Raw genomic sequence first — 14,312 nt, 5'->3', positions numbered from 1 at the left:
GGCCGATACTACAGGAAATCCGACCCGAGAGGTCGATCATCCATGGCACAGGATGCGGCCAAGCCGGGCCGCCTTGCAACGGGCACGTTTCACGACGCGAGGGGCCGGCCGGGCGGCCAGCCCTTCAAGACTAGTCAGGACAAAGGCGCGCCGATGATGTCGATGCCGTTGCGGGCACAGGCCTCGGTGAGCGCCTTGATGGCCTCAGGCGTCGGCGCGATCTGAGGCGGAAACTCCGCCTTGTCGGTCGGGACGCCGATTTCCCGCACCAGGCGCTCGAAGTCGCCGCGCGTGGTGACGGTCAGGCAACGGGCGCCTTCGGCGGATTCGACGCGGTAGCTGTGCGGAACACCCTTCGGTGCCATCATGGTCTGGCCGGCGCGGCCGTAGAGCTCCTTGCCGCCGACATTGAAGCGCATCACGCCTTCGAGGATATGGAACACCTCGTCCTCATTGACGTGGACGTGGAGCGGCGGCGACGAGCCGTAGGGCATCAGATGTTCGATGACGCTGATCGTGTCGGCTCCCGCCTGACCGGATACCTTGATGGTTGCCAGAGAGCCGGCGAACCACAGCAATTCGCCGTCACTGTCAGTCTTCGCATGCATGGTCATTGTTCGTCCTTTCGAGCAGCGCGGTCTGAAAAGCCGCGGTGCCCCGATCTAAGCGGCGACCGTATCCGTTCGAATTCAGCGAAACCGAAGGCTGTATCTGAAACCTGAAACAATTCGCACCGCATACGAAAGCAAAGGAACCCGTCGGGCCAGAGCCGGGCCTGTCAGGAAAACGACGCGGACAAGCGCCGTTTCCTTCGCCGCGATGGTCGATCCCCCGGTTTATCCTTGGCCGAAATCAGTCTGCGCCCAGGGGACAACATGGCCGACGCGAGCATTTCAGGCATCCGCATCTTCCGGCAATGGCAGCCGTTTCGCGATGGCACCTATCGCTGCTCGGGCGGGCGCAGCGCCGAGGGCTTCGATTCGACCATCGTCGAGATCACCAGCCGCGACGGCGCCAGAGGCTATGGCGAGATGGCGCCGCTCGGCAGCTTCTACGACCCGGCCTTCGCTTCAGGCGCCCGCGAAGCGATGAAGGAACTGGCGCCGCAGCTGCTCGGCTGCGCGGCATCAGGCATCGAGGCGCTCAACCGGCGCATGGAGCTTTTGCTCAAGGGGCACCCTTACGCCAAGTCGGCCATCGACATGGCGCTCTGGGACCTGGCCGGCAAGCGCGCCGGCCTGTCGCTGGCCGCGCTGTCAGGCGGCGCCGAGGGAGAACACCTTGCGCTCTACCGCTCCATCGCCCAGCAGGCGCCTGACGCGATGGCCGCCCGGGCGGTGAAATACATCGCCGAAGGCTACCGTCGGCTGCAGGTCAAGGTCGGGCTCGACGTCAACGAGGACATCGCAAGGCTGGAAGCGGTGCGGGCATCGGTGCCCACTGATACGGTGCTGTTCTGCGACGCCAATGCGAGTTGGGGCACAGCGGAGACAAGGCGTTTCCTGATGGCGACGCGCAATCTTGACTACACGCTGGAGCAGCCTTGTGCGAGTTACGAGGAAAACCTCGCCATCCGCCGCGCCACGGACCGGCCGCTGGTGCTTGACGAGACCATCGACGGCGCCGATGTGCTCATCCGGGCGATCGGCGACGGGCTGGTCGACGGCATCACCATCAAGCTCGCGCGCGTCGGCGGCCTGACCAAGGCCAAGCTTCTGCGCGACATCGCCATATCCAAAAACCTAAAGGTCACGATCGAGGACACCGGCGGCGCCCAGATCGACACGGCGGCCTATTCGGGCCTGCTGTTGTCGACGCCCGAGCATCTCAGGCAGCACACGGTCGACTTCCACAACTGGGTGACGGTGGCAAATGCCCGTGGCGAGTTTGCCATCTCAGGCGGCATGATGGTGCTGCCCGGTGGACCGGGTCTCGGCCTCGACGTCGACCCTGACATGTTCGGCGAACCGCTGTTTGCCTGCGGCGCCTGAAGGAGATGGATGGACGGACACGCCCCCGCACCCGTCCAGCCGGATGTCGGCGCTATGGTAGCGGAGCGCCGACGACCTCGATGTTGTGTTGTGCGCAGGTGTCGAAGAAACGCTGCGTTGCTTCAGGCGTACGCTCCGCCCGGGGCGGCAGGCTGTCCGCCGTCACCGGCAGGCTCATCTGGCGAACCATCTGCTCGAATGCGCCACCCTGGGTGACGATCAGGCAGGTCGCGCCGTCGGTGGATTCGATCCTGAAATCGTGCGGCAGCCCCCGGGGCGCCATCACCGTCTGGCCGACATGGACAGGGAAATCCTTGCCGTCGACGAAAAACTGCATCGTGCCTTCGAGCATGTGAATGACTTCGTCGCCGCTGAGCGTGATGTGCAGCGGCGTCGTTTCGCCCTGCGGCATGCGGCATTCGATGACGCTGATCTGGTCGTCGCCGGCGCTCGCCGGCACGCGGATGGTCATGAGGTTGTCGCCGAACCACAAAATCTGGTTGGCGTTTTCAGCCCTGGTCTGAGCGCTCACAGATTATTCTCCCCGCAACCCGGCGAAATCAGCCGGCCAGTTCGGGAGTTATCGACGCGATGTAACCGTTTGAGGTTGGCAGCCGCCGTTACTGTTTCAGATCAATGAAACAATTCGCGCGAAAGTCGAAATATATTCGCAACACCTAAACCTAAAAGCGAAAGCCATTCCGTGTGAAAGTCCAGCTTCATGGCTAGCAAAGGCCCAAAAGAAAGCGGCCGCGAAGCAGTGCTTCGCGGCCGCCTAAATCGATTTCGAGTTGTGGCCGAGGCCTAGAAGAAGGCCTGCAGGCCGGTTTGGGCGCGGCCCAGGATCAGCGCATGCACGTCATGCGTGCCTTCATAGGTGTTGACCGTCTCCAGGTTCTGCGCGTGGCGCATGACGTGGTAACCGATCTGGATGCCGTTGCCGCCATGCATATCGCGGGCAACGCGGGCGATGTCGAGGGCCTTGCCGCAATTGTTGCGCTTGACGAGGCTGATCATCTCGGGCGCGAACTTGTGCTCGTCCATCAGGCGGCCGACGCGCAACGAACCCTGAAGGCCGAGCGCGATCTCGGTCTGCATGTCGGCCAGCTTCTTCTGGTAGAGCTGCATGCCGGCCAGCGGCTTGTTGAACTGCTTGCGGTCGAGGCCATACTGGCGGGCACGGTGCCAGCAATCCTCAGCCGCACCCATGACGCCCCAGGAAATGCCGTAACGGGCGCGGTTGAGGCAGCCGAACGGCCCCTTGAGGCCCGAAACGTTGGGCAGCAGCGCATCTTCGCCGACCTCCACGCCTTCCATGACGATCTCGCCGGTGATCGAGGCGCGCAGCGACAGCTTGCCGCCGATCTTCGGCGCCGACAGGCCCTTCATGCCCTTTTCGAGCACGAAGCCGCGGATTTGGTTGTCATGGGCTGATGATTTGGCCCAGACGACGAAGACGTCGGCGATCGGCGCGTTCGAAATCCACATCTTCGAGCCGGAGATCTTGTAGCCATCGGCGGTCTTTTCGGCGCGGGTCTTCATGCCGCCCGGATCGGAGCCTGCGTCCGGCTCGGTCAGGCCGAAGCAGCCGATCCACTCACCCGATGCAAGCTTGGGCAGGTACTTCTTGCGCTGCTCCTCGGAACCATAGGCATAGATCGGATACATCACCAACGACGACTGCACCGACATCATCGAGCGATAGCCGGAATCGATACGCTCGACCTCGCGCGCCACCAGACCATAGGTGACGTAGCCGGCGCCAAGGCCGCCATATTCCTCGGGAACGGTGATGCCGAGCAGGCCGGCCTCGCCCATTTCGCGGAAGATCGCCGGATCGGTCTTCTCGTCGAGATAGGCTTCCTCGATGCGCGGCGCGAGCTTGTCGGCGGCAAAGGCCGCGGCGCCATCGCGCACCATGCGCTCGTCCTCGGTCAGCTGGTCTTCGATCAGGAACGGGTCGGCCCAGACAAAGCTGCCGCCGCCGGCCGGTGTGGATGCGCTCATGGTTCCTCCGGAGAATGGGTGAATTCGTCGCCATCCTAGACCGCTTCGGCACTTTTCGCTAACAAGTAATCTCGCATAGTTTATGCGTAAATTCGATCAACTCGGTCAGAGGCCAGGCGATGCGCCGCAGCTATGTCCCAACGATTGCAGAGCTTGAGGCGTTTCGCGCCTGCGCCAGCCTCGGCACGACAATTCGCGCCGCCGATCAGCTTGGCCTGACGCAGAGCTCGGTCAGCCGCTCGATCGGGCAACTGGAGGACCGGCTCGGCGTGGCGCTGTTCCACCGAGTCCGGCAGCGGCTGGCGCTGTCGGATGCCGGCCGGCGTTTTGCCCGTGATGCCGAGGCCATCCTCGACAGCCTGCATGAGGCGGCAGTGCGCACCATGGCTTTTGGCGGCCAGTCCGACGTGCTCAGCATCGCGGTGCTGCCGACATTGGCCGACCGCTGGTTGATCCCCAGGCTCGCCAGCTTCCATGCCGCCCACCCGCATGTCGCCATCGACCTCGCAGTGCGGCTGGAAACCGTCGATTTCGAAACCGAAGCTTTCGATGCCGCGATCCAGCGCGGTCCGGCCTGGACGGGACAGCTCGGCGTCGTCAGGCTGTTCGACGAGGTCCTCGTCGTGGTCGCCTCGCCTGCCCTGCTCGACGGGCGCGCCGCGCTTGACGATGCCGAACTCGCCGCGCTGCCGCTGCTGCAACAGTCGACACGGCCGACGCTGTGGCTGCAGTGGTTCCAGGCCGCGGGCATCGACCCGCGCACCACCTTGCGCGGCCATCGCTTCGAACAGTTCTCGATGGTGGTCGAGGCAGCGGTCGCCGGCCTCGGCGTGGCGCTTGTGCCTGAGGTGCTGGCCGAGCGCGAACTCGGCACCGGCCGGCTGGTCATGGCCTCGCCCAACCGCATCGCCGGCGAAGCGCCTTACCGGCTCGCCTTCCGCCCCGGCAGCGAGGACCGGCCGGGCCTGCGCGAATTCGTCCGCTGGCTGACGGCGGAGGCCGTCAGATCCTGAGGCCGAAGCGGATGCCGTCATAGATGGCGGCGTGGATGTTGCGCGCCTGAACCGCGTCGCCGATGCGCAGCAGCAGGAAACGGCCGTCCGGGTTCTTGTCCGGGAAGATGTCGCCGCCATGGATGAGGCGCTCATAGTCGATGGCGCCAGCGTTCTTCGACAGCGGCTTGAGCTCGAGATAGAGCTCGTCGAGCGGCAGCGTGCCATGCTCGACCACCACCTGGTCGACGCGGCGCTCCTCGCTCCAGCCCTTGGCGAAATCCGAAACAAGCGTCGCCACCAGTTGGTTGCCATCGCGCCGCACCTGCTGCAACCGCGTGTTGATGGTGATCTTCACGCCATGGCGATGGAATGCCTCCATGTAGGGTACGTGGTTCATGCCGCCGATCTCGGGGGCAAAGAAACGCTCCGGCGTCAGAAGCTCGAGCTTGCTGCCGGCCTTGCCGATCAGTTCAGCCGCGGTCATGCCCTGGTGACCGCCATTGTCGTCGTAGAGCATCACGTTTTCGGCCGGCTTCACGGCACCTGCGATGATGTCCCAGCTCGACGTCACAAGACCGTCACCGCCGTCGAGCGGCGGGTTCTGCGGCAGACCGCCGGTGGCGATCACCACGGCGTCCGGGTCGAGCGCCAGCACGTTGTCCAAGCCGGCCCAGATGTCGTAGCGGATCTCGACGCCGAGGCGCTCCAGCTCGGCCAGCCGCCAGTCGACGATGCCGATCAGCTCGCGCCGGCGCGGGTTCTGGGCGGCCAGCCTGATCTGGCCGCCGGCCTGGCTCGCTGCCTCCAGAACGGTCACCTTGTGCCCGCGCTCGGCAAGCACACGTGCCGCCTCCAGCCCGGCGGCACCGGCGCCGACCACGACGATCTTGCGCAGCGGCCCTTCGGTGCGGGAAATGACATGCGGGATCGTCGCCTCGCGGCCGGTGGCGGCATTGTGGATGCAGAGCGCGCCGCCGCCTTCATAGATGCGGTCGAGACAGTAGGTGGCGCCGACGCAGGGCCTGATCCGGTGCTCCTCGCCCGCCATCACCCTTTTGGTGATGTGCGGATCGGCAATGTGGGCGCGTGTCATGCCGACCATGTCGAGCTTGCCGGCTGCGATCGCATGGCGGGCGGTGGCGACGTCGGAAATACGCGCGGCATGGAAGGTGGGGAACTTGGTCGCGGCCCTGATTTCGCCGGCAAAATCGAGATGTGGCGAGGACGGCATGCCGTGAATGGGGATGACGCCGGTCAGTGCGGCATCGGTATCGATATGGCCGCGGATGATGTTGAGGAAATCGAACTTGCCAGACGACGCCAAGCGCTGGGCGATCTCGATGCCCTCCTGTTTCGACAGGCCCTTTTCAAAATCCTCGTCGGCGACCATGCGGATGCCGACAAGAAAATCCGGTCCGACAGCCGCGCGCACCGCATCGATCACCCGCCAGGTGAAGCGCAGGCGGTTGTCGAGCGAACCGCCATGTAAATCGTCGCGATGGTTGGTGGCAGGCGACCAGAAACCGTCGAGCAGATGGCCGTAGGCCTCGAACTCGATGCCGTCGAGCCCCGCCGCCTGCATGCGCTGGGCGGCCGAGGCATAGTCGCCAACGATGCGGTCGAGGTCCCAGTCCTCGGCGGTCTTGGGAAAGGTGCGGTGGGCGGCCTCGCGCACCGGCGAGGCACTGAGCACCGGCAGCCAGTCGGCCTTGTTCCAGGCGGTGCGCCGGCCGAGATGGGTGAGCTGGATCATCACCTTGCAGTCATGCTCGTGACAGGCATCCGCAAGCTCGGCCATCCACGGCACGATGGCGTCGTCATAAGCGTGCAGGTTGCCGAAGGCGGCCGGGCTGTCGCGCGAAACGATGGCCGAGCCCGCCGTCATGGTCAGCGCCATGCCGCCCTTCGCCTTCTCGGCATGATAGAGCCGGTAGCGCTCCTTGGGCATGCCGTCCTCGGAATAGGCCGGCTCATGGCTCGTCGACATGATGCGGTTCTTGAGCCGCAGATGCTTGAGCTGGTATGGCTGGAGGAGCGGATCGTTGCTGGTCATTGCCTTCCTGCATTGTCAGGCGCTAATACACGCCACTTGAAAATCTGGCCCGTGCAGTCTGGCGCATGCCGCCTTTCGAGCATTGAGCCAGGCCCATTCAGAAGAGCCGCCCAATGACCATCACCGACACCCTCACCCAGCTTGGCACCCATGTGCAGACGCCGGCCTCGCCCGAAGCAGCTGTGCTCGAAACCGTGCCTTACGACCGCGTTGGCGGCCCACCCGCCATCGTGCGCTTCACCTGCCCCGAGTTCACCTCGCTGTGCCCGGTTACCGGCCAGCCTGACTTCGCCCACATCGTCATCGACTATGCCCCGGACCGGCTGCTGGTCGAGTCCAAGTCGCTGAAGCTGTTCATGGTCTCGTTCCGCAACCACGGCGCCTTCCACGAGGATTGCACCGTGATGATCGGCCGCCGCGTCGTTGCGGCGACCAAGCCCTTGTGGCTGCGCATCGCCGGCTACTGGTATCCGCGCGGCGGCATCCCGATCGACGTGTTCTGGCAGACCGGCAAGCCGCCGGAGGGCGTGTGGCTGCCCGACACGGGTGTTGCGCCCTATCGCGGCCGCGGCTGAGCGCATCGAAGGGATATCGGCACTCACTGGCATTGATACTGGCTGAGCGCCCATTCATTGGTCACCGACAACAGGTCGGCGACCTTCCACTCGCCATCGACCTTCTTCAGCCTCCACTGCATGCGGTGCGGCTCGCCCGCAGCCGTGAAGGCGGCGACCACGATCGCCGTGTCGCCGGTTTCCGAGCCGATGATCTTCAGGCTCTTGTCGAGTTCGGCCTTGTCATAGGTGACGCTGTCAAGCGGCATGTTGGTATCGAGGCAATCGCCCTGCTCCGATTTCTCGAGCTGGTCGCGGGCGTCGAGCACCGCCTTGGCCGGGTCGACGAAACGTCCGCGCTCGGCTGGATCGAGTTCGAGCCCGACATGGTCGTAGAACGGCTTGATCGCCTCGACGGCGGTGCCGGCAAGTGCCGGGGTGACCAGCAAGGGCAGGATGGCAGTTGCAAAAGCGGCTTTCATGGCGGCCTCGGCGTTGGCGTGATGGCCCTCAATAGCACGCGTCATCGGCCGGTGCCTTGCGCGCTAACGTCATCCTTCACCTCGACGCGCATGATCCTGCCGTCGGCATCGAACGTCACCGTCTCCTCGCCCGACCTGACGAGCCGTGCGCCGCTCACGACATGCGTCGCCTCGAGCCGCCAGCGCGACCAGGCGGAGCGCGGCGACAATGCCGCCACCTGCTCGTCTTTGGAGACCTGGTCGCCATAGCAGGCGAAATAGCCGCGAAATGCCTTGAGGATCGCATCGCGGCCGACAGAGATGGCACCGACGCCATCGGAGACATACTCGGCATCAGGCGTGAAGCAGGCTTCGATGGCCGCGAAGTCGAGCACGTCGATTGCCGCGTGGTAGGTTTTCAGAGCTGCGACGGGATCGAAGGCGGTCTCCTGCATAGGCTGCGGCTCTCAATACCAAGCGTCTTCCATCGACGCCTTCCGGCGCGTCATGAAGTCCTGCAGCGCCTCATCGATGCTTTCATCGAGCGGCGGCGCCTCGTATTCGGCGAGCATCGTCTTCCAGCGCTTGTTGGCGCGGGTGGCCGCATCGGCCGAGCCTGCAGCCTCCCACTTCTCATAGGGCTCGTTGTCGGCGATGGCGGAATCCCAGAAGGCCGTCTCGTAGTTGGCCATGGTGTGGGCACAGCCGAAGAAATGGCTGCCGGGGCCGACCTCGCGGAAGGCGTCGAGCGCCAGCTGGTTGTCGTCGATCTTCACGCCGTCGAGATAGGTGTGCAGCGCGCCGCAGAAATCGGCGTCCATGACGAACTTCTCGTAGGACATCGACAACAGCCCGTCGAGGAAACCGGCCGAGTGCAGGATGAAGTTGGCGCCGCAATGCACAGCCGCCAGCATCGACATGGTGCCTTCGTTCATGGCGTGGGCGTCGGGCAGCTTGGAGGTGGTGAAATTGCCGGAGCAGCGCAGCGGCAGGTTGAGCCGCCGGGCCAGTTGCCCGATGACCATCGAGCCGATCGCCGGTTCAGGCGTGCCGAAGGTCGGCGAACCCGAGCGCAGCGACATGGAAGACAGGAAATTGCCGAAGATGACGGGCGCGCCGGGCCGTTCGAGCTGGGTCAGCGCACAGCCGGCCATGGTCTCGGCCAGCGACTGGGCGATGGCGCCGGCATTGGTCACCGGCCCCATGGCGCCGCCGAGGATGAAAGGCACGATGACAGCCGCCTGGTTGGCGCGGGCATAGGCGCGCAAAGCGGTGGTCATGGTGGCGTCCCAGACCAGCGGCGAATTGACGTTGACGTTGCCGAGGATGACGCAGTTCTGGTCGGTGAACGCCTCGCCGAAGACGATGCGCGCCATGTCGATGGAATCTTCGGCGCGGCCTTCCGAAGTCACCGAGCCCATGAAGGCGCGGTCGGAGTAGCGGATGTGGCTGTAGACCATGTCGAGATGGCGCTTGTTGACCGGCACGTCGACCGGCTCGCAGATGGTGCCGCCGGAATGGTGCAGCCAGGGCGAGGACTGCGCCAGCTTCACGAAATTGCGGAAATCCTCAATGGTGCCGTAGCGGCGGCCCTTGTCGAGATCCATGACGAAGGGCGAGCCATAGGCCGGCGAAAACACCACGCTCTTGCCGCCGATGTCGACCGAACGTTGCGGGTTGCGCGCGTGCTGGGTGAAGCTTGCCGGTGCGGTCTTCAGCACCTCGCGTAGCAGGCCGGGCTCGAACTTGACCAGCACACCCTCGACCTTGGCCCCTGCCCGTTTCCAGTGATCCAGTGCTTCAGGGTCGTCGCGGAACTCGATGCCGATCTCGGCAAGAATCCTGTCGGCGGTCGCTTCGATGCGGACAAGGTTGTCCTCGGAGAGAATGTCATAGGTCGGGATGTTCCTGACGATGTAAGGCCGGCCATGTGCCTCGGGGCCGTGCGAGCGCTGCTCGCGGCGGGCGTTGCGGCCGCCACGCTCGCGGCGTTTGGCGGGCTCGCTCGGGGCTTCGGCGGTTGCGACGCTCATGTCAGGCTCCAAATCGTTCCAGCATGAAGCTAGCCTTTGGATTCGGTGCTGTGACGCTTGAAAATCCTCATCACTTGCATAAGTCTGGCTTATGCAAAGCTTGCGCCACCTGTTGCCCTCGGCCGGCAGCCTGATCGTCTTCGAAGCCGCTGGACGTTTGGCGAGCTTCACCGCTGCGGGCCGCGAGCTCGGCATGACCCAGGCCGCGGTGTCCTACGCCATCCGCGGACTGGAGGATCAGTTCGGCGCCAAGCTGTTCCAGCGCCGCCACCGCCAGGTGCTTTTGACCGAGGCCGGCGAGCGGTTCCATGCCGATGTCACGCTCGGCCTGTCGCATATCCGCAAGTCGGCGGAGGAACTCAGGGCACGGGCCGGCGGCATGCATGTGACGCTGTCGGCCTCGACAGCCTTTGCCTCGTTCTGGATGATGCCGCGGCTGCAGAAGTTCCGTGACGACCTGCCCGGCATCGACCTGCGCATCCAGACCGCCGACCGCGACCTCGACTTGATCGCCGAGGGCATTCCGCTCGGCATACGCGGCGGCGACGCCGCCGACTGGCCCGACTACGAGCTGTTGCAGATCGCCGACGAAGAGGTCTATCCCGTCGCCGGGCCGGCCTATCTCGCGCGCGCCGGCACGCCGAGGACACCGGCTGAGATGACCCTGCACCATCTTATCCATCTCGAAGAGCCCTATCGCCCTGCTGCAACCTGGAACGAATGGTTCCAGTCGGCCGGTCTCAACGGTGCCGTCGCCAAGCGCGGACTGGTCATCAACGACTATGTGCTGGTCATCCAGGCTGTGATGGAAGGCCAGGGCATTGCCCTCGGCTGGCGTCACCTCACCGACCGGCTGATCGCGGCGGGGCTTTTGGTCCGGCTGTCCGACCACGTCATGACGACGAACAAGGGTTTCCATGTCGCCTGGCCCAGGAATTGCGTGCTGAGCGAAAGCGCCGAGAAGGTGCGCGACTGGCTGGCGGCGCAGGCGTGAGGCGCTGCGTGTCGTGCCGCCGCCTGTCGGAACGCGCGCGGACCTGACCGGCAAGGCAACTGACCGTCAGTATACAGGTCCAGCAATCCGCTGTGGATGGCCCTGCACCCGGCAATGCACCTGTCCCGGCGCAGCCGAATCCCGCTATAGTCCTGTCATGCCCATTCGCCAGCTTTCCGAGACAATGATCAACCAGATCGCCGCCGGCGAGGTCGTGGAGCGGCCGGCCAGCGTGGTCAAGGAACTTGTCGAGAATGCGCTCGACGCAGGTGCGGCGCGCATCGAGGTGGCGACAGCAGGCGGCGGGCTCAACCTGATCCGCGTCGTCGACGACGGTTCGGGCATGCCCGAGGACGAACTTGCGCTGGCGATCTCGCGCCATTGCACCTCGAAGCTCGGTGACGACATCCTCGACATACGCTCGCTCGGCTTCCGCGGCGAGGCCTTGCCGTCGATCGGCTCGGTGTCGAAGCTCGCCATCCGCTCGCGCACCAGATCAGCCGACAGCGGCGCCGAGATCACTGTCGAGGGCGGCCGGGTGTCGGGCGTGCGTCCGGCGCCGAGCAACCGTGGCACCACTGTCGAGGTGCGCGACCTGTTCTATGCAACGCCTGCCCGGCTCAAATTCATGAAGACCGAGCGCGCCGAGGCAATGGCCATCGCCGACACGGTCAAGCGCATCGCCATCGCCTTCCCGGCCGTGCGCTTCACGCTGTCGGGCACCGACCGCTCGACGCTGGAATTGTCGGCGACCTCGGATGAGGTCGAGGGCCGGCTTGCCCGCATCGCCCAGGTGATGGGCACGGATTTTCCCGACAATTCGATCGCCATCGATGCCGCCCGGGAAAGCGTGCGGCTCGAAGGCCATGTCTCGATCCCGTCCTACACCAGGGGCAATGCGCTGCAGCAATATGCCTATGTCAACGGCCGGCCGGTGCGCGACAAGCTGGTCGCCTCGGCGATACGCGGCGCCTATGCCGATGTTCTGCCGCGCGACCGCCATGCGGTGACGGTGCTGTTCCTGACGCTCGACCCGGCCGTCGTCGACGTCAACGTGCATCCGGCCAAGGCCGACGTGCGCTTTCGCGATCCCGGGCTGGTGCGCGGCCTGATCGTCGGCGCGATCCGCCAGGCACTGGCCAATGCCGGCATCCGGCCGGCGACAACAGGCACGCAGGCGATGATGGGGGCGTTCCGGCCGGGACCGACCAGCTACGGCCACCCCGGCCCGGCCAACGGCCATCGCGCCTACAATCCGGATTTCCGTGCCGCCACCTCGGCCAATTACGAGCCGCAGCGCTCGCCGTTCCGGCCGCTTGACGCGGGCTTTGCCGAGGCAGCGCAGGCGAGCTTCGACGCGGGACCGCTGCATAGTGCCGATGCCCGCGCAGGCCAGGCTGAAATGGTCGAAGCGCTGCTGCGGACCGAACTGGGTGCTGCCCGGGCGCAGGTGCATGAAAACTACATCGTCGCCCAGACCAGCGACTCGCTCGTCATCGTCGACCAGCACGCAGCCCATGAACGGCTCGTCTATGAGGCGCTGAAAAACGCGCTGCATTCGCGCCCGATTCCCTCGCAGATGCTGCTGCTGCCCGAGATCGTCGACATGCCCGAAGAAGACGCCGAGCGGCTGGCGCTGCATTCGGAAACATTGGCCCGCTTCGGCCTCGGCGTCGAACGTTTCGGCCCCGGAGCGGTGGCGGTGCGGGAAACACCTGCGATGCTTGGCGAAACCGATGTCACCCAGCTGGTGCGCGACCTCGCCGACGAGATCGCCGACAGCGACACGGCGGATACGCTGAAGGAGCGGCTGCATGCGATCGCCGCCACCATGGCCTGCCACGGCTCGGTGCGGTCGGGCCGCCGGCTGCGGCCCGAGGAGATGAATGCGCTGCTGCGCCAGATGGAGGCGACGCCGGGATCGGGCACCTGCAACCACGGCCGCCCGACCTATATCGAGCTCAAGCTCGCCGACATCGAAAAGCTTTTCGGCCGCCGATAGAGCGGTTCTGCTTTTCTTCGAATCGCGAAACCGCTCTATCTCCTTGTTTTTGCGCAATTCCGCACGGAAAGGCGCTGCACAGTCTTGCTGGAATTGCGCCAGAGCGTTGCGCTTGTCATTGATTCAAGGAAACACGCTATCTCCTTGTTTTTGCGCAACTCCTGGGAAAACCGCTTCACACTTTTCGTCGACTTGCTTCTCGACGGCTGATGGCGGTAGCACCTGGCGCCATGAAGGCAGACACCGCAATGTCGGGGGCGGTCCGATCTCAGCGCCTCAGGCCGCCGCAGCACTTGAGCCGCCTCAGCGCTTGAGATTGACCAGCACCACGCCGGCCAGCGCTAGCGCGCCGCCTGTTATGCCGAACAGGCCGGGGGTCTCCCCGAGCCAGACAAAGCCGATGACCACCGCCACCGGCGGCACGCAATACATGAAGTTGGAGGCACGCGACGCCGGCAGCCGCGACAGCGCCACCGACCAGCTGCCATAGGCGATCAGGCTGGGCACGATGCCGAGATAGATGACCGACCAGAACGGTTCGGATGCGGCGACCGACATCTGGGCAAGGCCGTTGGGCAGCGCCGGGGCCAGGAACAGCGCGCCGAGGATCATGTTCCAGGCCGAGACCGTCAGCGGCCGGTGACGGCTGTACAGGCGCTTCTGGACGATGCTGCTCAGCGAGGTGCACAGCGCCGAGCCGAGGATCAGCAAGGCGCCGGTGTTGAAGGTCAGCCCCTGCCCTTCGCCGAGCGCAATGATGCCGATGCCGGCAAAAGACAGGAAGGTACCTGCCCAGGCAAGCACCGGAAAACGCTCGCCGAGCAGGATCATCGCCAGCACCGCCGTGATGATCGGGTTGACGTTGATGATGAAGCTCGCCGCCCCCGCCGAGACAGTCATCTCGCCATAGTTGAGCAGCACCGTGTAGAGCGCGATGAAGACCGCACCGCCAAAGGCAAAGCGCCAGAGCTCGTTCAGCGCCGGCAAGGCCGGGCGCAGGATCATCAGGTAGATCGCCGACGGCACCGCCGCGATGGCGAAGCGCAGCGCGCCGAGCTCGATCGGATCGATGGCGCCCAGCCCGGCGCGGATGGCCGGAAAGGACGAGGCCCAGCCGACGATCGTCACGACCACCGCAAGCACGGTCACGGCGGAAGACGCCTGTGTCGGATTGCCGGTCTGGGTGGTGGTCTGGGCGGTCATGGCTGGGCCTCGTCAGTTT

Annotated in this window: 13 protein-coding genes; 5 read left to right on the top strand and 8 right to left on the bottom strand. The window is 65.1% G+C overall.

Annotation, left to right across the window (positions count from 1 at the left end; genetic code table 11):
* Positions 1–134: 134 nt before the first annotated feature.
* Entirely contained in the window at positions 135–614 is a 480-nt protein-coding gene (locus ACSQ3E_RS09040; protein ID WP_436122411.1) for a cupin domain-containing protein, read from the bottom strand.
* A gap of 261 nt (positions 615–875) precedes the next feature.
* On the opposite strand from ACSQ3E_RS09040, the gene ACSQ3E_RS09035 reads away from it, so the two are divergent.
* Positions 876–1,991, top strand: a complete 1,116-nt coding sequence (locus ACSQ3E_RS09035) for a mandelate racemase/muconate lactonizing enzyme family protein (protein ID WP_436122410.1) — start codon at positions 876–878, stop codon at positions 1,989–1,991.
* A gap of 52 nt (positions 1,992–2,043) precedes the next feature.
* Here ACSQ3E_RS09035 and ACSQ3E_RS09030 read toward each other — a convergent pair whose 3' ends face one another.
* Complete coding sequence (locus tag ACSQ3E_RS09030) at positions 2,044–2,523, bottom strand: cupin domain-containing protein (protein ID WP_436122409.1); 480 nt, start codon at positions 2,521–2,523, stop codon at positions 2,044–2,046.
* 272 nt (positions 2,524–2,795) lie between these two features.
* On the bottom strand, positions 2,796–3,998 hold the full coding sequence (locus tag ACSQ3E_RS09025; protein ID WP_436122408.1) for an acyl-CoA dehydrogenase: 1,203 nt from the start codon (positions 3,996–3,998) through the stop codon (positions 2,796–2,798).
* 119 nt (positions 3,999–4,117) lie between these two features.
* On the opposite strand from ACSQ3E_RS09025, the gene ACSQ3E_RS09020 reads away from it, so the two are divergent.
* The gene (locus ACSQ3E_RS09020) at positions 4,118–5,011 is read left to right on the top strand and encodes a LysR family transcriptional regulator (protein WP_436122407.1); all 894 of its coding nucleotides are present in this window, start codon (positions 4,118–4,120) and stop codon (positions 5,009–5,011) included.
* Here ACSQ3E_RS09020 and ACSQ3E_RS09015 read toward each other — a convergent pair.
* Positions 5,001–7,046 carry an FAD-dependent oxidoreductase gene (locus tag ACSQ3E_RS09015; protein WP_436122406.1) on the bottom strand — a complete coding sequence of 682 codons (2,046 nt, stop codon included), beginning with the start codon at positions 7,044–7,046 and terminating at the stop codon, positions 5,001–5,003. The genes ACSQ3E_RS09020 and ACSQ3E_RS09015 overlap by 11 nt on opposite strands.
* A gap of 113 nt (positions 7,047–7,159) precedes the next feature.
* On the opposite strand from ACSQ3E_RS09015, the gene queF reads away from it, so the two are divergent.
* Entirely contained in the window at positions 7,160–7,621 is a 462-nt protein-coding gene (gene queF / locus ACSQ3E_RS09010; protein ID WP_310324982.1) for a preQ(1) synthase, read from the top strand.
* A gap of 23 nt (positions 7,622–7,644) precedes the next feature.
* On the opposite strand, the gene ACSQ3E_RS09005 is transcribed toward queF, so the two are convergent.
* The 3 genes from ACSQ3E_RS09005 to ACSQ3E_RS08995 are packed head-to-tail and all read right to left on the bottom strand — an operon-like array spanning position 7,645 to position 10,094.
* A complete protein-coding gene (locus ACSQ3E_RS09005; RefSeq protein WP_310324980.1) occupies positions 7,645–8,127 on the bottom strand; it encodes a hypothetical protein in 483 nt (160 codons plus the stop codon).
* On the bottom strand, positions 8,124–8,516 hold the full coding sequence (locus ACSQ3E_RS09000) for a nuclear transport factor 2 family protein (protein ID WP_436122405.1): 393 nt from the start codon (positions 8,514–8,516) through the stop codon (positions 8,124–8,126). Before ACSQ3E_RS09000 ends, ACSQ3E_RS09005 begins: the two co-directional genes overlap by 4 nt.
* A 12-nt stretch (positions 8,517–8,528) precedes the next feature.
* A complete protein-coding gene (locus ACSQ3E_RS08995; RefSeq protein ID WP_436122404.1) occupies positions 8,529–10,094 on the bottom strand; it encodes a trimethylamine methyltransferase family protein in 1,566 nt (521 codons plus the stop codon).
* A gap of 91 nt (positions 10,095–10,185) precedes the next feature.
* Here ACSQ3E_RS08995 and ACSQ3E_RS08990 point away from each other — a divergent pair, with 91 nt between their 5' ends.
* Both ACSQ3E_RS08990 and mutL read left to right on the top strand, forming a co-directional pair.
* Entirely contained in the window at positions 10,186–11,088 is a 903-nt protein-coding gene (locus ACSQ3E_RS08990) for a LysR substrate-binding domain-containing protein (RefSeq protein ID WP_436122403.1), read from the top strand.
* Between the two features lie 157 nt (positions 11,089–11,245).
* Entirely contained in the window at positions 11,246–13,090 is a 1,845-nt protein-coding gene (gene mutL / locus ACSQ3E_RS08985) for a DNA mismatch repair endonuclease MutL (protein ID WP_436122402.1), read from the top strand.
* A 303-nt stretch (positions 13,091–13,393) separates the two neighbouring features.
* Here mutL and ACSQ3E_RS08980 read toward each other — a convergent pair whose 3' ends face one another.
* Positions 13,394–14,293: a DMT family transporter gene (locus ACSQ3E_RS08980; protein WP_436122401.1), complete on the bottom strand. Its 900-nt coding sequence runs from the start codon at positions 14,291–14,293 to the stop codon at positions 13,394–13,396.
* Positions 14,294–14,312 lie beyond the last annotated feature (19 nt).

This window comes from Aminobacter sp. LjRoot7, assembly GCF_964252895.1.
GTDB lineage: Bacteria > Pseudomonadota > Alphaproteobacteria > Rhizobiales > Rhizobiaceae > Aminobacter > Aminobacter aminovorans_B.
The sequence above is the reverse complement of the archived record's forward strand: the minus strand, read 5'-3'. Positions and strand labels throughout refer to the sequence as shown.